At 68.8% G+C, this 20,827-nt stretch carries 7 protein-coding genes; 2 read left to right on the plus strand and 5 right to left on the minus strand.

Annotated elements, in window-relative coordinates; translation table 11 throughout:
• Positions 1 to 100 precede the first annotated feature (100 nt).
• Both OEJ36_RS26995 and OEJ36_RS27000 read left to right on the plus strand, forming a co-directional pair.
• Positions 101 to 6,682: an autotransporter-associated beta strand repeat-containing protein gene (locus OEJ36_RS26995; RefSeq protein ID WP_263404132.1), complete on the plus strand. Its 6,582-nt coding sequence runs from the start codon at positions 101 to 103 to the stop codon at positions 6,680 to 6,682.
• Entirely contained in the window at positions 6,664 to 15,642 is an 8,979-nt protein-coding gene (locus OEJ36_RS27000) for an autotransporter-associated beta strand repeat-containing protein (RefSeq protein WP_263404133.1), read from the plus strand. The genes OEJ36_RS26995 and OEJ36_RS27000 overlap by 19 nt, the downstream gene beginning before the upstream one ends.
• Before the next feature lie 196 nt (positions 15,643 to 15,838).
• Here OEJ36_RS27000 and OEJ36_RS27005 read toward each other — a convergent pair whose 3' ends face one another.
• From OEJ36_RS27005 to OEJ36_RS27025, 5 genes are all read right to left on the minus strand, one after another.
• Positions 15,839 to 16,303: a hypothetical protein gene (locus tag OEJ36_RS27005; protein WP_411861059.1), complete on the minus strand. Its 465-nt coding sequence runs from the start codon at positions 16,301 to 16,303 to the stop codon at positions 15,839 to 15,841.
• Between the two features lie 83 nt (positions 16,304 to 16,386).
• Positions 16,387 to 16,761 (minus strand): response regulator, encoded by a 375-nt coding sequence (locus tag OEJ36_RS27010; RefSeq protein WP_263404134.1) that lies wholly within the window; start codon positions 16,759 to 16,761, stop codon positions 16,387 to 16,389.
• Positions 16,762 to 16,785: 24 nt separating this feature from the next.
• Positions 16,786 to 18,228 carry an ATPase domain-containing protein gene (locus OEJ36_RS27015; RefSeq protein WP_263404135.1) on the minus strand — a complete coding sequence of 481 codons (1,443 nt, stop codon included), beginning with the start codon at positions 18,226 to 18,228 and terminating at the stop codon, positions 16,786 to 16,788.
• Between the two features lie 193 nt (positions 18,229 to 18,421).
• A complete protein-coding gene (locus OEJ36_RS27020) occupies positions 18,422 to 19,567 on the minus strand; it encodes a two-component system sensor histidine kinase NtrB (RefSeq protein ID WP_263404136.1) in 1,146 nt (381 codons plus the stop codon).
• Positions 19,568 to 19,656: 89 nt separating this feature from the next.
• On the minus strand, positions 19,657 to 20,352 hold the full coding sequence (locus OEJ36_RS27025; RefSeq protein ID WP_263404137.1) for a glutathione S-transferase N-terminal domain-containing protein: 696 nt from the start codon (positions 20,350 to 20,352) through the stop codon (positions 19,657 to 19,659).
• Positions 20,353 to 20,827 lie beyond the last annotated feature (475 nt).

Genomic DNA, 20,827 nt, shown 5'->3' on the forward strand with positions numbered 1-20,827 from the left:
CGCAGCGCGAGAGGTGAGTTGAGCAGTCCACCGGCAGTCCGCGGGAAGTCGACTTTCCCTGCCGGGGTATCAGATGGAATTGAACAATAAAGCCGCATGGATGCGCGCCGTTAATCGGCCACCGTACACCTGCCTGTTCCTGCTGCCCTTCCTGTTGGCAGCGGGTACCGCCGAAGCCTCCTGCGTCCTGCCCCTGGGCAGCACCACCGTGACCTGCGACACTCCCGTCACGCTCTTGCCTTTCGCCAGCGCCGTGGGTGGCCTCACCACCAACGTCACCAGCAACGGGCAGATCTCCGCCCTGCTCGGGCTGGTGGGCATCGCGCTGACCCTCAATGGCAGTAACGTCACCCTCAACAATGCCGGGCTGATCAACCCCAACCTGCTGGGGCTGTCGGTGCTCAACAACGGTGTGGTGATGGGCAATGCCAGTGCCAGCACCATCACCGTGAACAACCTGGCCGGTGGGGTGATCAACGGCACCGTGGGCCTGAGCGTCGACCTGCTGGGGCTTTCCGGCACCGCGCTGCGCGTGCAGAACGGCGCGGGTGGGATCACCAACATCAATAACGCCGGCACCATCGGCGCCAACTCCCTGGCCAACGTCACGTTGCTGCAGGCCGATACGCCGCAGGTGATGGTCTATGGCGGCGGCCAGGTGAACATGGTCAATACCGGCACGGTGAACGGCCGGGTCGGCTTCCAGGCCTCCGCCGCCGGCAACAACTTCATCAATGGCGGGGTGATCAACGGCAGCGTCAACCTGGGGGCGGGCAGCACCAACACCTTCACCGCCGTCACCGGTTCCTCGGTGGGCAATGGCGGCAGCGCTGCCCTCAACGTGCTGAACATCGTCAGCCTCGGCCTGGGCTTCTCCGCGCCCGGGGTGATCGACGGCGGTGCCGGCGGCAACAACACGCTGATCCTGCAGAACGCGGTGAACGGCACCGGCAGCGGCATCAGTGGCAGCGGCGTGATCGACGGCACCCGCTACATCAACTTCGGCAGCCTGCGGGTCAACAGCGGCACCTGGACCCTGGGCGGCGTGCCGGTCAGCGGCAGCAGCCTGCTCAACGGCGGCCTGGTGATCTTCAACAACGCCGGCGCCTTTGGCAGCGGCGTGCTCACCGGCAATGGCGGCAGCATCCAGGCCGGCAGCGCGGGCCTGGTGCTGAGCAATGCAGTGAGCCTGGGTGCGGGTGGGCTGACCACCGGCGGCACGCTGGACTTCGGCCTCTCCGGGGTGATCAACGGCACGGGCGCGCTGATCAAGACCGACAGCAATACGCTGACCCTCTCCGGTGCCAACAACTACAGCGGCGGCACCCAGCTGAGTGCCGGTGGCCTGGTGCTGGGCCACGACCAGGCCCTGGGCAGCGGCAGCCTCAGCGTCACCGGCGCCAGCACCCTGAGCGCCACGGCCTCGCGGGTGGTGGCCAACGCCATCGCCCTGGGCAATGCACTGACCCTCAACGGCACGGCCAACCTGACCCTGGGCGGCACCGTCAGCGGCACCGGCTCGCTGATCAAGGCCGGCAGCGGCACCCTGGCGCTCAACGGTGCCAACGGCTTCCAGGGCGGCGTAGCGCTGAACGCCGGCAGCCTGCTGGTGGGTAACGCCAACGGCCTGGGCAGTGGCGTGCTCAGCGTCAATGGCGCGGCCAGTCTGGCCGCCAGCCAGGCGCTGACCCTCGGCAACAGCCTGCTGCTGAACAACGCGCTGACCCTCAATGGCAGCACCGATTTCGGCCTCGCCGGGGCCATCGCCGGCACCGGCTCGCTGGTGAAGAACGGCAACACCACCGTGACCCTGTCGGGACTCAACAGCTATTCCGGCGGCACCACGCTGAACGCCGGCACCCTGATGCTGGGCAGCGATGCCTCCATGGGCATCGGTACCGTCACCGTGGCCGGTGCGGCGAACATCGACAGCCTGGCCAACCGCGTGGTGATCAACGCCATCGCCCTCAACGCCGCCCTTGGCCTGGGTGGCAGTGCCAACATGAGCCTCAACGGCGTGGTCAGTGGCACCGGCAGCCTGGTGAAGAACGGCAGCGCCAACCTGACCCTCAACAGCGCCAATACCTACAGTGGCGGCACCACCCTCAATGCCGGCGGCCTGGTGCTGGGCAATGCCGGTGCCCTGGGCAGCGGCGCCCTCAACGTCGCCGGGGCGGCCAGCCTGGACACCAGCGCGGCGCTGGCGCTGGGCAACGCCATCACCCTGGGCAATGCGCTGACCCTGAGCGGCAGCAACGACCTGAGCCTGAACGGTGCCATCAGCGGCGGCGGGCGCCTGGTGAAGAACGGCACCAATACCCTCAGCCTGGGGGCGGCCAACGCCTTCACCGGTGGCGTGACCCTCAACGCCGGCACCCTCAGCGTCGGCAACGCCGGGGCCCTGGGCAGCGGCATTCTTTCGGTAGGCGGTGCGGCCACCCTCACCGGCAGCGGCGACTACAGCCTGGCCAACGCGGTGCAACTGGGTGCGGCGCTCACCCTGGACAGCGCCGGTCACGCACTGGGCCTGGCGGGCAACCTCAGCGGCAGCGGCAGCGGCAGCCTGGTGAAAACCGGTGCCGGCAGCCTGACCCTGGGCGGCAACAACAGCTACAGCGGCGGCACCAGCCTGGCCGCGGGCTCCCTGGTGCTGGGCAGCGACTCGGCCCTGGGCAGCGGCCGCCTGACGGTGAATGGCGCCGCCAGCCTGGACAGCGCTGCGGCCCGGGTGATCGCCAACGCCATCACCCTCAACGCCGCGCTCGGCCTGACCGGCACCAGCAACCTCACCCTCAACGGCGCCATCAACGGCAGTGGCAGCCTGGTGAAGGGCGGCAACACCACCCTGACCCTCAATGGCGCCAGCAGCTACAGCGGCGGCACCACCCTCAATGCCGGCGCCCTGCTGCTGGGCAACGCCACGGCCCTGGGCAGCGGCACGCTGAACGTGAACGGCGCCGCCAGCCTGGATACCAGCAGTGCCCTGGCGGTGGCCAACGCCATCAGCCTGGGTAACGTGCTGACCCTCACCGACAGCAACGACCTGACCCTGGGCGGGGTGATCAACGGCAGCGGCAGCCTGGTGAAGAACGGCACCACCACCCTGACCCTCAACGGCGCCAGCGGCTTCAGCGGCGGCACCACCCTCAACGCCGGGCGGCTGGTGCTGGGCAACAACGGCGCCCTCGGCTCGGGGGCGCTGAACGTGGGCGGCGCGGCGAGCCTGTCCGCCGGCACGGCGGTGAGCCTGGCCAATGCGGTGAACCTCGGCGGCCTGCTGAGCATCGACGGCAACCAGCAACTGACCCTCAACGGCGTGGTGAACGGCAGCGGCGGCCTGAGCAAGGCCGGCAGCGGCGTGCTCGCCCTGAATGGCAACAACGGCTTCAGCGGCGGCGTCGGCTTCAATGCCGGCACCCTGTTGCTGGGCAACGACGGCGCACTGGGCAGCGGTGCGCTGAACGTCACTGGCGCGGCGACCCTGGACACCAGCCAGGCCCTGACCCTGGCCAACGGCATCGCCCTGGGCGCTGGGCTGACTCTGGCCGGCGCACGGGACCTGGTGCTCAACGGCGTGGTCAGCGGCGTCGGCAACCTGGTGAAGAACGGTGCCGGCAACCTCACCCTCAATGGCAGCAACAGCTTCAGCGGTGGGGTCAACCTCAACGCCGGCAGCCTGACCCTGGGCAACGCCGGTGCCCTGGGCAGCGGCACCCTGAACGTCGGAGGCGCCGCGCGTCTGAGCGTCAACGGCGACTACAGCCTGGCCAACGCCGTACAGCTGGGCAGCACCCTGACGCTGGACAGCGCCGGTCACGCCCTGGCCCTGGCCGGCAACCTCGCCGGCAGCGGCAGCCTGGCCAAGGTGGGCAACGGCAGCCTGACCCTCTCGGGCCTCAACACCTTCGCCGGCGGCGTCGACCTGGGGGGCGGCGCGCTGATCCTTGGGCGCAATGGCGCCCTGGGCAGCGGCACCCTGAACGTCAGTGGCGCGGCCAGCCTCGATGGCACCGCGGCGCTGGAGCTGGCCAATGCCATCAACGTCGGCGCCGACCTGACCCTGGCCGGCAGCCATGACCTGACCCTGGACGGCCCGCTTTCCGGCAACGGCGCGATCATCAAGAACGGCGCCGGCCAGCTGATCCTCGCCGGCGACCCGAGCAGTTATAGCGGCACCCTCAGCGTCAACGCCGGCATCCTGCGCGGCAACGCCAGCGGCCTGGTGTCGAGCATCCTCAACAACGCCCAGGTGGTGATCGACCAGGGCTTCAACGGCACCTACGCCGGCGCCATCGCCGGTACCGGCGCGGTTACCAAGCTGGGCAGCGGCGTGCTGACCCTCTCCGGCACCAACAGCTTCACCGGTGGGCTGGATGTGCAGGCTGGCGGCCTCGCCCTCAACGGCGGCAACGCGGTGGCCGATACCCTGGCGGTCAACCTGGGCAGCGGCACCACGCTGCAGGTCAACGGCAACGAAGTGATGGGCGCGCTCACCGGCAGCGGCGCCGTCACCATCGGCAACGGTGCCAACCTGGGCCTGGGCGGCGATAACCTCAACGCGCTGTTCGCCGGCGCCATCGGCGGTGCGGGCGGGCTGACCAAGGTCGGCACCGGCGCCCTGACCCTCACCGGCAACAGCACCCTCAGCGGCCTGACCCAGGTGTCCGGCGGCACCCTCAACGTCAACGGCAACCTGGGCGGCGCGGTGAACGTGCTCAACGGCGGCAGCCTGGGCGGCACCGGGGTGATCGGCGGAGCGGTGAACGTGGCATCCGGCGGCGCGCTCAACGGCCTGGCGGGGCAGACCCTGCAGGTGGGCAGCCTGAACCTGGATGCCGGCGCGCACCTGAGCGTCGGCCTCGGCGCGCCCGGAAACTCGGCGCTGGTGCGGGTGGACGGCAACCTCACCCTGGACGGCACCCTCAACGTCAGCGGCCTGAGCAACTTCGGCCTGGGCGTGTACCGCTTGATCGAATACGGCGGCACCCTGGTGGACAACGGCCTGCAGATCGGCACCCTGCCGTCCTCGGTGCTCGGCGACCTGGCCACTATCCAGGCCGGTGGCGGCCTGGTGAACCTGGTGCTGCAGGATGGCAGCAGCAGCCTGGCGTTCTGGGACGCCGGCGCCGACGGCACGCCGGGTATCGGCGGCGGCAGCGGCATCTGGGCCAGCGGCCTGACCTGGACCAACCAGGCCGGCACCAGCCAGGGCGTCTGGAACAGCGGCTTCGGCGTGTTCACCGGCACCGCCGGCACGGTCAGCGTGGTGGGCCCGCAGAGCGCCACCGGGCTGCAGTTCATGACCGACGGCTACGTGCTCGATGGCAGCGGCAGCCTGGCCGCGGCGGGCAGCAGCCTGGTGGTGCGTGTGGACCCCACCGCCACCGCGACCATCAACACCCGCATCACCGGCAGCGGTTCGCTGAACAAGCGTGACCTGGGCACCCTGATCCTCACCGGCAACAACGACTACACCGGTGGCACCCTGCTCAGCGAGGGCGTGCTGCAGGTGGCCAGCGATGCAGCCCTGGGCGATGCCGCCGGCGGCCTGACCTTCAACGGCGGCATCCTGCGGGTGACCGGAACCGGCTACACCAGCACCGCTCGGGGCATCACCTGGCAGGCCGGTGGTGGCGGCTTCGATATCGTCGACGCCGGCAACACCTTCAGCCTCAGCCAGAACATCGGCAGCAACGGCGGCCTGATCAAGAACGGCGCCGGCACCCTGCTGCTCAGCGGTGCCAACAGCTACAGCGGCGGCACTCAGCTCAACGCCGGCACCCTGGTGGCGGGCAGCAACTCGGCCTTCGGCACGGGAGCCCTGGCGGTGACCGCCAACGCAGCCCTCGGGGTCAACGGCAACCGCACCCTGGGCAACGCCATCGGTGTCACCAGCGGTGCCACCCTGAGCCTGCTGACCAGCAGCGACCTGACCCTCAATGGCCTGGTCAGCGGCCTCGGCGGCCTGAGCAAGAGTGGCGCCGGCACCCTGGTGCTGAACCAGGCCAACAGCTTCGCCGGCGGCTTCGGCCTCGGCGGCGGCACCCTCAGCCTGGGCAACGACGGCGCCCTGGGCAGCGGGGCGCTGACCGTGACCGCCGCCAGCAACCTCGACGGCAGCGCCGCCCGCACCCTGGGCAATGCCATCGCCCTGAACGACGACCTGAGCCTGCTGGGCAACGTCGATTTCACCCTCAATGGCGTGCTCAGCGGCAACGGCCGGCTGATCAAGCAGGGCTCGACCCGGCTGACCCTGAACGGCGTCAACACCCGCACCGGTATCACCGAGCTGCAGGACGGCGCCCTGGTGCTGGGCAACGATGGCGCCCTGGGCAGTGGCGGGCTCATCGTGAGCGGTGCGTCCAGACTGGACTCCGCCTCGTCCCTGAGCCTGGCCAATGCCCTCACCCTGAACGCCAACCTGAGCCTGGCGGGGCGCTACGACACCGCTCTCAATGGCGTGATCGACGGCGCCGGGCAGCTGATCAAGCAAGGCGCCGGGCGGCTCACCCTCAATGGCGCCAACACCTGGAGCGGTGGCACCGACCTGCAGGGCGGCGCGCTGGTGCTGGGTGCCAACGGCAGCCTGGGCAGCGGCGCGCTCACCGTCAGTGGTGCTTCCAGCCTGGATTCGGCGGCGGCCAGAGCCTGGCCAACGGCATCGTGCTCAATGCCGGGCTGACCCTGCCCGGCACCCGCGACCTCACCCTGTCCGGTGTCATCAGCGGCGGCAGTGGCCTGATCAAGCAGGGCGCCTCGACCCTGACCCTGGGTTCTGCCAACACCTATGCCGGCGGCACCACCCTGGCCGGCGGCACCCTGCTGGCGGGCGACGACGGCGCCCTGGGCAGCGGTGCCCTGAGCGTGAGCGGCGACGCCAGCCTGGGCAGCAGCAATGGCGATCGCAGCCTGACCAACGCCATCGCCCTGGCCGTGGGGCACAGCCTCTCGGCCCTCACCGGCACCAGCGACACCCTGACCCTGGGCGGCACCCTCAGCGGTGACGGCAGCCTGCTCAAGCGCGGCACCGGCACCCTGGTGCTGGCCGGCAGCAACAGCTACACCGGCGGCACCCGCGTGGTGGACGGCGGCACCCTGCGCCTGGGCAGCGACGGTGCCCTGGGCAGCGGCGCCTTGACCCTGGACGCGGCCACCCTGCTGGACAGCACCGGCAACCGCGTTCTCGCCAACGCCATCCGCATGAACGCCGGGCTGACCCTGGCCGGCGGCTTCGACCTGACCCTTTCCGGCCCCCTGAGCGGGGCGGGCGGCCTGACCAAGGCTGGCAGCGGCGACCTGACCCTCTCCGGCGCCAACAGCTACGCCGGTGGCACCAGCCTGGGCGCCGGCAGTCTGACACTGGGCAATGACCTGGCCCTGGGCACCGGGGCGCTGAGCGTCACCGGCAACGCGGCGCTGGTGGATGCCGGCGTCAGCCGCCTGGCCAATGCCATCGGCCTGGGTACCGGTGCCACCTTGGCGCTTACGTCCAGCGATGGCCTGGTGCTCGATGGCGTGGTCAGCGGCGACGGTGCCCTCAGCAAGTCGGGCGCCGGCCTGCTCACCCTCAACGGCACCAACACCTACGCCGGCGGCACCACGGTAAATGCCGGCGGGTTGATGCTGGGCAGCGACAGCGCCCTGGGCAGCGGCCTGCTCACCCTGGCTGGCGCCACGACCCTGGACGGCAGCGCCGCGCGCACCCTGGCCAACGGCATCCTGCTCAACGCCGGGCTGACCCTGCCGGGCAACGTCGACTTCACCCTCAACGGCGCCATCGCCGGCACCGGCGGGCTGACCAAGCAGGGCAATGCCACCCTGACCCTGGGCAGCGCCAACAGCTACGGCGGCGGTACCACCCTGGACGCCGGCAAGCTGGTACTGGGGGACGATGCTGCGCTGGGCAGCGGCGGCCTGACGGTCAGCGGCGCCGCCAGCCTTGATGGCACCCAGGCGCTGAGCCTCGGCAACACCCTGACCCTGGGCGCCAACCTGACCCTGCCGGGCAGCCACGACTTGGCACTCAACGGCGCCATCGACGGCGCCGGCGCGCTGATCAAGCAGGGCACCTCGACCCTGACCTTGGGCGCCGCCAACACCTATGCCGGTGGCACCACCCTGGCCGGCGGCAGCCTGCTGCTGGGCAACGACGGCGCCCTGGGCAGCGGCACCCTGTCGGTGACCGGCAACGCCAGCCTCGGCAACGCCACCGCCGGGTTGCGCATCGTGGCCAACGCGGTGGACCTGGCGGTCAACCGTACCCTGTCGCTGATCACCGCCAGCGGCAGCGACATCACCCTCGGCGGCACTATCAGCGGCACCGGCAACCTGGCCAAGAGCGGCACCGGCACCTTGCTGCTCACCGGCAGCAACACCTACAGCGGGCAGACCCAGATCAATGGCGGCACGCTGGCCCTGGGCAACAACGCCGCCCTGGGCAGCAGCGCGCTGCTGGTCCTCGGCGCCTCGTCGCTGACCGGCACCGGCAACCTGCAGCTGGCCAACGACCTCTACCTGGGCAGCGACCTGACCCTCACCGGCAGCAACGACCTGATCCTCGATGGCACCGTCGGCGGCGCCGGCGTGCTCATCAAGAACAGCAGCGGCATCCTCGAACTCAACGGCAACAACAACAACTTCAACGGCATCCAGCTCAACGCCGGTAACCTGCGCATCAGCACCGACACGGCGCTGGGCACCGGTGCGCTGTCGGTCAACGCCGACGCCACTCTGAGCAGCACCGGCAACCTCAGCCTGAACAACGCCATCACCCTCGCCAGCGGCAGCGAGCTGACCACCGACACCGCCGACGACCTCAGCCTCAACGGCCTGATCAGCGGCCTTGGCGGGCTGATCAAGAGCGGCTCCGGCACTCTCTACCTGAACGGCGCCAACAGCTATGCAGGGGGCACCTCCCTGAGCAACGGCCTGCTGGTGCTGGGCGACGACCTGGCCCTGGGCAGCGGCCGCCTCACCGTCACGGGCAACGGCTCCATCGACGCCAGCGCCGTGCGCGTGATGGCCAACGACATCCTCTTCACCAATGACCTGAGCCTGACGGTGGCCGGCAGCAATAACCTGACCCTCAACGGTGTGCTGTCCGGCCCCGGCACCCTGATCAAGGAAGGCAACGGCAGCCTCACCCTGGGTGGCGCCAACAGCTACGGCGACGGCACCCTGGTCAATGGCGGCACTGTCTACGCCACCAGTGTCAGCCTGCCGGGCGACGTCAATGTCGCCAGCGGCGCGCGCCTGGAGTTCAGCCAGAACAGCAACGGCAGCTATGCCGGCCTGCTCACCGGCAGCGGCACCCTGGCCAAGTCCGGCAGCGGCGTGCTGACCCTGGTGGATGGCAACGCCTTCACCGGCCTGGTGGACGTGCTGGCCGGCAGCCTGCTGACCAGCGGCAACGGCGTGGTCAGCGGCGCCAACGAGGTGCGCGTGGACGGTGGGGCGACCCTGGGCATCGGCGGTGCCGAAACCCTGGCCAACCTCACCGGCAGCGGCACCGTGGAGCTGACCAACGCCGGCACCTCGGTGCTGAGCCTGGGCAGCGCCAGCAACAGCCAGTTCGCCGGGGCCCTTAACGGCGCCGGCACCCTGAACAAGGTCGGTGCCGGCACTCTGGTGCTCAGCGGCAACAGCGAGCTCACCGGGCCCACCCACATCCAGGCCGGCACCCTGCAGGTGGACGGCACCCTGGCCAGCGGCGCCATCAACCTCTCCAGCGGCGCCACCCTCAGCGGCATCGGCAACATGATCGGCACCGTGACGGTGAACGGCGGTACCATCGCCGGCGACCAGACCCGCGGCACCCTGTCGGTGGGCAACCTGGTGCTTTCCAGCGGCTCCCAGGTGAACCTCAACCTGGGCGCGCCCAACGGCGGCTCGCTGATCGACGTCAACGGCGACCTGACCCTGGACGGCACCCTCAACATCACCGATGCCGGTGCCATGGGCCTCGGTGTCTACACCCTGTTCACCTACGACGGCCAGTTCACCGACAACGGCCTGGCTTATGGCAGCCTGCCGCCGGTGATGACCAGCAACTTCTACGAGCTGCAGACCGGCTTCAACAAGCAGGTCAACCTACTGGTGCAGGGCGCACCGAACCAGGTGCTGTTCTGGAACGGCAACCAGACCAGCCCCACCGGCAGCATCGGTGGCGGCGCCGGTACCTGGAGCACCACCGGCACCAACTGGACCAATGGCAACGGCAACATCGCCACCGATTGGCAGGACACCTTCGCCGTGTTCGGCGGGGTGCAGGGCAGCGTGGGCAGCCCGCTGGTGGTCAGCGTCGACGGCCAGCAGAACTTCATCGGCCTGCAGTTCCTCACCGATGGCTACCAACTGAGCGGCGCCAATGCCGGCAGCGCCCTGGTGGCGGTGAATGGCAGCGGCGGCACCACCGACCTGCGCGTCAACAGCGGGCTGACCGCCACCCTGGCGGTGGACATCGACGGCAGCGGCCGGCTCAACAAGCTCGATGGCGGCACCCTGATCCTCAGCGGTGACAACGGCTACAGCGGCAGCACCCGCTTCGGCGGCGGCGTGGTGCAGGTGGATGCCGACACCCGCCTGGGCGCGGCCAGCGGCGACCTGGAGTTCGCCGGCGGCACCCTGCGCATCACCGGGACCGGCTACACCGGCACCGCCCGTGATATCGCCCTGGATGCGGCGGGCGGCACCCTGGACATCGCCGATGCCGGCAACGTCTTCACCCTCGGCCAGGTCATCACCGGCGCCGGCGGCTTGATCAAGCTGGGCAACGGCACCCTGGTGCTCAATGGCATCAACACCTACGGCGGCGGCACCATCCTGGGTGGCGGCACCCTGGTGTTGGGCAATGTCGACGCCATTGGCAACGGCGCCCTGAGCGTCACCGGCGGTACCCTGCAGGCCGGCGCCGATCTCAGCCTGGGCAACGGTGGTGGGCTGGACAATGCCATCCTGCTCAACGGTGCACTCACCGTGAACGGTGCGCAGAACCTGGGGCTGGCCGGCACCCTGAGCGGCATCGGCTCCCTGGTCAAGGCCGGCAGCGGCACCCTGGAACTCTCCGGCAGCAACGGCTACAGCGGTGGCACCTGGCTGAACGCCGGCACCCTGGTGGTGAACAGCAACGGCGCCCTGGGCAGCGGCGTGCTGCACACCGCCGACGGCACCAGCCTGGATGCCGGGCAGGCGGTGACCCTGGCCAATGGCGTGGACCTGGTGGGCAACCTGAACCTGCCCGGCAGCAACAACCTGAGCTTGAACGGCGTGGTCACCGGCAGCGGCGGACTGATCAAGTCCGGCCTCGGCACCCTGACCCTGGGCGCCGGCAACAGCTACGCTGGCGGCACCACCCTCAATGCCGGCACCCTGGCGGTAGGCGCCAACGGCGCCCTCGGCAGTGGCACCCTGCTGGTCAACGGCGGTGCACTGGACAGCACCACGGCGGTGACCTTGCTCAACGCCATCAGCCTGGCCAGCGACCTCAACCTGGTCGGCAGCCACGACCTGACCCTGGATGGCACCGTCAGCGGCGCGGGCGGCCTGGACAAGAACGGCACCGGCACCCTGGTGCTCAACGGCAGCAACACCTATGGCGGCGGCACCGACCTCAATGGCGGCAGCCTGGTGGTGGGCAGCAACACCGCCCTGGGCAGCGGCGCGCTGATCGCCGCCAACGGCACCAGCCTGGACAGCAATACCGCCGTGACCCTGGGCAACGCCATCACCCTGGCCGGTGCCATGGGCATCGCCGGCAGCCACGACCTGACCCTCAATGGCCTCATCGGTGGGGCGGGCAGCCTGGTCAAGTCCGGCCCCGGCGTGCTGGTGCTGAACAATGCCAACACCTACACCGGTGGCACCAGCCTGGGCGGCGGCACCCTGGTGGTGGGCGACAACAGCGCCCTGGGCAGCGGCGCGCTGACGGTGACCGGCAATGCCGCGCTGGACAGCAACGCGCCCAACCTGGTGCTGACCAACGCCATCGGCCTGCAAGGCACCCTCACCGACCTGGGCAGCCAGAACCTCACCCTGCAGGGCGACATCACCGGCAACGGCGGCCTGGTCAAGCAGGGCCCGGGCACCCTGACCCTCACCGGCGACAACAGCTACAGCGGCGGCACCTCGCTGCAGGGGGGCACCCTGGCCGGCAACAGCGACAGCCTGCAGGGCAACATCGACACCGCCATCGGCACCCTGATCGATTTCATCCAGAACGCCAGCGGCACCTTCAATGGCAGCATCAGCGGCAGTGGCGCAGTAGTGAAGGATGGCACCGGCAATCTGCTGCTCAGTGGCGGCAACAGCTACACCGGCGGCACCACCATCAACGCCGGCACCCTCACCGGCGACAGCAGCAGCCTGCAGGGCGACATCCAGATCAACCTCGGCGGCACCCTGGTGTTCGACCAGAGCGGCAACGGCGTCTATGCCGGCGGGCTGTCCGGTAACGGCGACCTGGTCAAGCAGGGCAACGGCGCCCTGAGCCTCACCGGCACCAGCAACATCGGCGGCAGCACCTACATCAACGGCGGCTCGCTGCTGGTGGAAGGCAGCCTGAACTCGGACCTGGTGATCGGCGCCGGCGGTTCCCTGGGCGGCGGTGGCTCGGTTTCGGGTGATGTCACCATCGATAACGGCGCGCGCCTGGTGGCGGGCACCTACCTGACCCCGCTGAGCTTCAACAGCGACCTCGACCTGGTGGCCGGCAGCCAGCTGGACTTCTACCTGGGCACGCCCAACAGCCCCACCACCCTGATCAGCGTGGCTGGCGACCTGACCCTGGACGGCACCCTCAACATCAACGACGCCGGCGGCCTGGGCACCGGCATCTATCGGCTGTTCAGCTACGGCGGCAACCTCACCGACAACGGCCTGACCTATGGCAACGTGCCCCTGGGCTACAGCGCCGGGGATTTCACCCTGCAGACCGCCATCGCCGGGCAGATCAACCTTCTGTTGCAGGGCACCGTCGGGGAAATCCAGTTCTGGGACGGCGGCGACGGCACCGGCAACAACCAGATCGATGGCGGCTCCGGCACCTGGAACAGCAGCCTGAGCAACTGGACCGATGCCAATGGCAACAGCGTCGATGGCTGGGACGAGCACTTCGCCGCCTTTGCCGGGACCGGCGGCACCGTGACGGTGGAGGGCGCGCAGACCTTCACCGGCATGCAGTTCCTCTCCAATGGCTACCAGCTGGTGGCGGGCAGCGGCGGTTCGCTGCTGGCCAGCGCCGATGGCTCCGGCGGGGCGCCGCGCATCCTGGTGGACAACGGCGTCAGCGCCAGCCTGGGCCTGGACATCGCCGGCAGCGCCGGGCTGGTCAAGGCCGGCGCCGGCACCCTGGTGCTCAGCGGCAACAACAGCTACAGCGGCGGCACCACCATCGGTGGCGGCACCCTTCAGGTCAGCGACGACAGCGCCCTGGGCGCCAGCGGCGGCGGCCTGACCCTCAACGGCGGCGTACTCGGCGTAGCCGGCACCAGTTACCAATCCACCGGCCGCACCATCACCCTGGGCGCCAACGGCGGCGGTTTCGATATCCAGGCCGCGGGCAACACCTTCACCGTCAACCAGGCCCTCGCCGGTACCGGTGCGCTGATCAAGCGTGGCGGCGGCACCCTGGTGCTCAGCGGCGCCAACACCTACGGTGGCGGTACGTCGTTGCAGGGCGGCACCCTGCGCGGCGACACCAGCAGCCTGCAGGGCAATGTGGTCGGCGCGGCCGGCACCACCCTGGAGTTCGCCCAGAACGGCAGCGGCACCTACGCCGGCATCTACGCCGGGGCCGGCTCGCTGCTGAAGACCGGCAGCGGCAACCTGACCCTAACCGGCGCCAACAGCTACACCGGCGGCACCCTGATCAGCGCCGGCACCCTGAGCGGCAGCACCGCCAGCCTGCAGGGCGATATCGATAACAACGGCACCCTGGTCTTCAACCAGGCCAGCGACGGCGTGTTCGGCGGCATGCTGTGGGGCGCCGGCACCCTGATCAAGGACGGCAGCGGCACCCTGCTGATCACCGACAACCAGCATTTCACCGGCACCGTGCAGGTGAATTCCGGCTCGCTACTGGTGGGTGACGCCAGTGCCCAGACCCATCGCCTGGACGCCACCGTAGCCGTGGCCCAGGGCGCTGAAGTAGGCGGCACCGGCACCGTCGGCAGCCTGGCCAGCAGCGGCACCGTGGCGCCTGGCTATGGCGGCAGCGGCACCTTGAATGTGACCGGGAGCTACACCGGCGCGGCCACTTCGCGCCTGCTGCTGAACCTCAACGCGCAGGACAATAGCCGCCTGGCGGTGACTCAGGTGGCCGACCTCGGCGGCACCTTGCAGGTGCAAAACGTCGCCTACGGTGGTGCGCCCACCACCCTGACCCTGCTGACCGCCGACGCTGGCGTGAACGGCACCTTCGACCAGACCCTGCTGCCCAGCTTTGCCTTCCTCCAGGCCTCGGTGAACTACAGCGCCAATTCGGTGACCCTGGACCTGGCGCGCAACGCCACGGGACTGGTCTCGGTGGCGATGACGCCGAACCAGGGCGCGGTGGCGGCGGCCATCGAGCAGGCCGGTGGCGGCACCCTGTACAACGCCATCGTCGGGCTCGACGCCGAGCAGGCGCGGGATGCCTACGACCAGCTCTCCGGCGAGGCCTATGCCAGCTCGGTGGCGGCCATGGAAAGCCAGAGCCTGATGGTGCGCCAGGCGGTGGAAGCGCGCATGCGCCAGACCTGCCAGAGCAGCAGCCAGCGCACCTGCTCGGTGCAAAACCCGATGCCGCTGATGCCCCTGGCCCTGGATGACGACGGCGATGGCGACAACTCGGTCTGGGCCTATGCCCTGGGTGGCTGGGGCAAGGTGGATGGCGACGACAACAGCGCCAGCCTCGACCGTTCCACCAGCGGCATGATGTTCGGCTACGACCGCCGCCTGAGCGACAAATGGCGGGGCGGTGTCACCGGTGGCTACAGCCACGACACGGTGAAGGTGGATGCGCGCAACAGTGACCTGAGCATCGACAGCTACCACCTGGGCGTCTACAGCAGCTACCAGGAAGGCGACCTGACCCTGCGTGGCGGCGCGCTCTACAGCTGGCACCAAGTGGACAGCAAGCGCGACATCGACTTCCCCGGTTTCAGCGATCACCTCAAGGCCGACTACGACGCCAGCAGCTGGCAGGTGTTCGGCGAGGCCGGCTATCTGTTCGACCTGGACGTGGCCACCGTCGAGCCCTACCTGAACCTGACCCACACCCGCTACGAGGCCGATGACATCGACGAGAAGGGCGGCGTGGCGCGGCTGCAGTCGAAGGTGAAGGAAGACAGCACCACCAGCACCCTGGGCGTACGCGCGGCCAAGCACATCAACCTGGCCAAGGAAACGGACATGGTGGTGCGCGCAGGCCTGGGCTGGCAGCACGCCTACGGCGACGACACCCCGGAAGCCTCCATGGCCTTCAGCGAGACCGGCGGCGGCTTCAACTCCCAGGGCACGCCCATCGACCAGGACACCGCCATAGTCGAGGCCGGCGTGGAGGTGAACATCGGTCGGAACGGCAAGCTGCAGCTCAGCTACAACGGGCAGATCGCCTCGGAGAGCCGCAACAACGAGATGCGGGTGGAGTACAGCTACAGGTTTTGAGGCGGGGCTGGATGGTGTAGGTGCGCACCGTACGAGGAGGGGAGCTCGGGCGGGGCTGTCGGCAGCATGGGTTTCGCGGAGCTCTACCCATCCTACGAACTGCGCGTCGGTAATGTCTGCGCGCGGGCTCGCCGGGGCTCCTGTGGGAGCGAACTCATTCGCGAAAGGGCGGCCCTGAAGCCGCCGCTGCGTCGCCTCAGAAGAAGGCTTCGGTGTCGCGGATGAGTACGGCGTGGTGGCCGTCTTCGTCTTCGAAGATTTCGTAGAGGAAGTACATCTCGATGGCGCCCTCGGCAGTGTTCACGGCCACCTGGTCGCCGGCTTCGGCGGTGAAGTAGGTGCGGCTGGCGGGGGCGGCGATGCATTCGATCAGGGCACTGAAGAACTGCGCGGGGTCGCTGTCGTCGTAGTATTCCTCGCGCTCGCTGTCGCTCCATTCGGCGGGAGGCTGGAAGACACCGGTGATCAGTACGCGGGCATCGCCGAGGTCTTCTTCGTCGGCGTCATCATCGTCCGGGTCGGCGCGGTAGAGCGTGGCCTCGAGTGCGTCGGGGCTGCCCAGCACGGCCTGGCGGGAGGTGAAACGGCGCTGCGGGTCGAGGGCGACGGCCTGGCAGATCTGGACCCAGGTGGGGTCGCTGGCGAGTTCTTGGGTGGACACGGCGGTCTCCGCTGGGGCTGAAAGCCGGCAGTTTCCGGGACACGGGCGACGCTGGCAATGGGCGGCGGACGGAGCGGAGGGTGTCAGGCCTGGCCGTCGCTGGGGCCGATCAGCTGCGCGACCGTGGCGATCACGGCGTTGATGTCGAAGGGCTTGTCGAAAACGGCGGCGAACAGGTCGCCGCGGTCGCGGCCGACGCTGCCCTGGGCGCCGCTCATGAGGATAATCGGCAGGTCCGGGGATTGCGTGCGCGCACGGATCGCCTGGGCGAACTCCAGGCCATCCATGATCGGCATCATGAAGTCGGTGATGACCAGGGCCGGGCGCTCGCGATCGAGAACTTCCAGCCCCCTGCGGCCGTTGCCGGCCTTGACCACCATGTAGCCTTCATCCTCCAGCGCGAAGGCCAGGATGTCTGCAATCAGATACTCGTCATCGACTACCAGGATCGTTGTCATTAGGCACTGACCGGTTGGCGTGTTTCAGTTGCCGAGAGTGGGCGTTGCCGCCCCCGACATGACGGCGGTCGCGTTCTTGAACGCCTTGTCGAGTGCGATGCCATGGTCATGGATAACGACCTCCAGCAGAGACGGATCGTAGCGGCTGTCCCTCATCTTCAGAATGGACAGCAGCCGTTTCAGTTCAGAGTTCATTTCCACGTAGCGCATCAGCACCAGGTTATCGACGAGGCTCGACAGCTCCGGTGCCGGGGCATTGATGTCGGCACTGTACAGGTCGCGCATCTCCCAGGTGGCGAGGACGGTGACGCCCAGGGCGCGCAGCTCGTTCATCAGGGCGCTGAAGAACTCCACCAGGCGCGACTGGTTGCTGGCAACGCGGGCCATGCCGCCGAGGCTGTCGATGTGCACGCGCTTGATGCCTTTCTCGAGCACGGTCTTGATCAGGCGCGCGCCGAGGCCGTCGAGCAGGCCTTCGGTGGTGGGTTGCCACATCAGGTGCAGGGCGCCGCTGTCCTCCAGGGACGGCAGGTCGATGCCGATGCTGCGTGCCTTGATGCGCAGGCGCTCGGGGGACTCGTAGAAGCCGAAGTGCAGGCCGGGCTCCTCGGGGGTGGATTGGGCGAGGAAGCTGATGCCGAGGCTGGTCTTGCCGACGCCGGCCGGGCCCATCACCAGGGTGGCCGAGGAGCGTGCCAGGCCACCGTCGATCAGGGCGTCGAGGCCACCGATGCCGCTGGGGATGCGCTGCAGGTCGGCGCTGTCGGGGTGCGTGGGGCGGCTGTAGAGGGTTTCCAGGCGCGGGTAGACGACCAGGCCGTCGTCGGTGATCTCGCACTCGTGCAGGCCGGACAGCGCACCGCTGCCACGGGTCTTGCGCAGCTGGATACGGCGCACCGAGCGGGCACCGAACAGCTCTTCGCCCAGTTCGATGACGCCATCGACCATGGTGTGCTCGGGGCTGCCGTCGTCGAGGCGGGCGCTGGTGAGGAACAGCACAGTGCAGCCGGCGAAGGCGGCGTGGCCCTGCAGCTCACCGATGAATTTCTTGGTGTCCAGCGGCGTGTCCGCCTTGGAGCGGGCATTGAGCAGGCCGTCGACGATCAGCACCGTGGCCTTCTGCCGGCTGATCTCGCGGCGCAGCAGCTTGACCACCTCGTCCAGGCCTTCGTTCTCCAGCGTGTCGAAGGCGCTGACGAACTGGATCTGCGCGCCGATCTGCGAGGCGTCGAAGAAGCTCAGGGTGGAGAGGAACTGGAACAGTCGCTCATGGGTTTCGGCCAGCAGCGTGGCGACCAGCACACGCCCGCCGTCGCGCACGTGGTTGAAGGCGATCTGGTTGGCGAGGATGGTCTTGCCCGATCCGGGACGGCCCTGGACGATGTAGGACGCGCCGGCAACCAAGCCACCCTTCAACAGGGCATCCAGCCCCTCGATGCCGCTCTGAAGGCGTTTTAGCTGTTCCAAGTTCTGGCCTGCCTCATCTGGATGTTCGCTGGAGAGGGCCGACGTGCCTGCTCTGGAGCCTGGCTGGCCGGCACTGCGCATTGCGTCCGGTCATGGGCGGGTCGGCCTTGATCCCGCCGATTCTACGCTGTCGGGTCACTATCAGCGATAGAGTCGTGCCTTCTGAAGTAGTTCCTGTGCGCGGCGGCACCTTTCAGGGAGCCTGGTAGAGCAGCGCCGGCAGGCAGAGGGTCATGGTGGTGCCGCGCCCCGGTTCGCTGTCCACGCGTATGGTGCCGCCATGCTGGCGCACGAAGCCGTAGGCCTGGCTCAGGCCCAGGCCGGTGCCCTTGCCCAGCTCCTTGGTGGTGAAGAAGGGCTCGAAGATGCGCGGCAGCACGTCTGGCGGGATGCCGCTGCCGCTGTCGCGCACCGAGATGATCAGGAATTCTCCGGTCAGCCCGTCCCATTCGCCGGTCAGGGTGCGGTTCTCCGCCCGCAGCACGATGCTGCCGTCCTGCTCCATGGCGTCGCGGGCATTGAATATGAGGTTGAGCAGAGTCATCTCCAGCTGGCTCGGGTCCACCAGGATGGGGTGCAGCGGCGGGCACAGCTGCAGCTCCAGGGTCATGCCCTTGGGCAGCGCCTGGCTGAAGAACATCTGCGCCGAATGCAGGGTGTTTTCCAGCTGCACCACTTGCTGTTGCTGGTCGCGCTGGCGGGCGAAGGAGAGCAGGTGCTGGGTCAGGTGGCTGCCGCGCAGGCCGGCCTCGTGGATGCTGCCGAGCAGTTCCTTGATGCGCTTGGGGTCCTGGGTGCGACCGGCCAGCGCCGAGGCGCCGATGATCACCGTGAGCAGGTTGTTGAAGTCGTGGGCCATGCCGCCGGTGAGCTGGCCCAGGGCTTCCAGCTTCTGCGCCTGGAACAGCTGCGCGCGCAGGCCTTGCAGGTGCAGCTCGGACTCGTGGCGCTCGGTCATGTCGCGGGTGATCTTGGCCAGGCCGATGATCCGCCCGTCGTGGTCGCGCACCACATCCATCACCGCCAGGGCCCAGAAGCGCGTGCCGTCGCGGCGCACCCGCCAGCCTTCGTCCTGAGCACGCCCGGTATTGAGCGCGGTGGCGATCAAATGGGCGGGGCGGTTGGCCGCGCGGTCTTCCTCGGTGAAGAACATCGACAGGTGCTGGCCGATGGCTTCCTCGGCGCTGTAGCCCTTGATCCGCTCTGCGCCGGCGTTCCAGCTGATGATCTCGCCCTCGGGCGAGAGCATGTACAGGGCGTAGTCGACCACGGCGTTGACCAGCAGCTCGTAGCCTTGCTCGTTCAGCCTGTGGATGGGCTTGGGGGTGTTCGGGTCCATTGGCACCTGCTTGGGCGGGGAACCGGGTAGGGCTTGGCAGTGTACGTCTTCCCGGACGGCGCGCGCACCGTCCGGAAGCGGTGCGGTGATCACCCCGGAATCTTCAGCCCGCGGGCCACCGCCGGGCGGGCGAGGAAGGCCTCCAGCACCCGGGTGACGTTGGCGAAACCGTCGATGCCCACCAGCTCGCCGGCCTCGTAGAAGCCGATCAGGTTGCGCACCCAGGGGAAGGTGGCGATGTCGGCGATGCCGTAGTCGTCCTGGATCCACTCGCGCCCCTGCAGGCGGCGGTCGAGCACGCCGAGCAAACGCTTGGATTCGGCGACGTAGCGGTCGCGCGGGCGCTTGTCCTCGTAGTCCTTGCCGGCGAATTTATTGAAGAAGCCGAGCTGGCCGAACATCGGGCCGATGCCCCCCATCTGGAACATCAGCCACTGGATGGCCTCGTAGCGCCCGGCGGCGTCATCGGGGATCAGCCGCCCGCTCTTCTCCGCCAGGTACAGCAGGATGGCGCCGGACTCGAACAGCGCCAGGGGCTGCCCGCCGGGGCCGTCCGGGTCGAGGATGGCGGGAATCTTGTTGTTGGGGTTGAGGGAGAGGAACTCGGGGGACAGCTGGTCGTTGGTGTCGAAACTGACCTTGTGCGCCTCGTAGGGCAGGCCGATTTCCTCGAGCATGATCGACACCTTCACGCCGTTGGGCGTGGGCAGCGAGTAGAGCTGCAGGCGGTCGGGATGCTGGGCGGGCCACTTGTGGGTGATGGGGAAGGAGGAAAGGTCGGTCATGGAGAGTCCTGTCGAATGGCTGCGGGACGAGCCAACAGCATGGCTGGGCCTTGGCGCTTGTCCAGTGGCGACAGCCATGAGCCGGCGGGATCGCGGGCCGCATCACGGATGTCGGGGGTTTCCATCTCGACCACTGGCGTCGCGTGCCGTTCAGTCACCCAACACGACCCGTAGGATGGCGTAGAGCGCAGCGAAACCCATCATCCCGGCCGCCCAAAGAAAGACCCGCCGAGACCGGGGAGCGGCAGGGCCCGGTTCCCGGGTCACCGCGAATGAATTGGCTCTGTCTGCGTTAAGTGTTGCTAGAGGATTTGAGTCCAGCTGATTGCCGAGCTCTGGTGATGTTTCTGGTTTCGCCCACCCGGGCGAGTCCCTTTTCCAATCGCTGGAACGCCAGCCCGGTGAAAAGGAACCAAAAAACTTGCCCCATCATCCGGCCCGACTGCGTCGGGTTCCCTCACTCCATCGCCGTTAC

The sequence above is a fragment of the Pseudomonas sp. PDM13 genome, assembly GCF_025685765.1.
GTDB lineage: Bacteria > Pseudomonadota > Gammaproteobacteria > Pseudomonadales > Pseudomonadaceae > Metapseudomonas > Metapseudomonas solani.

Coding starts and splice junctions, on each gene's coding strand:
- OEJ36_RS26995 (WP_263404132.1), top strand. CDS start 101: ATGCGCGCCGTTAATCGGCCACCGTACACCTGCCTGTTCCTGCTGCCC.
- OEJ36_RS27010 (WP_263404134.1), bottom strand. CDS start 16,761: ATGACAACGATCCTGGTAGTCGATGACGAGTATCTGATTGCAGACATC.
- OEJ36_RS27020 (WP_263404136.1), bottom strand. CDS start 19,567: ATGGACCCGAACACCCCCAAGCCCATCCACAGGCTGAACGAGCAAGGC.
- OEJ36_RS27025 (WP_263404137.1), bottom strand. CDS start 20,352: ATGACCGACCTTTCCTCCTTCCCCATCACCCACAAGTGGCCCGCCCAG.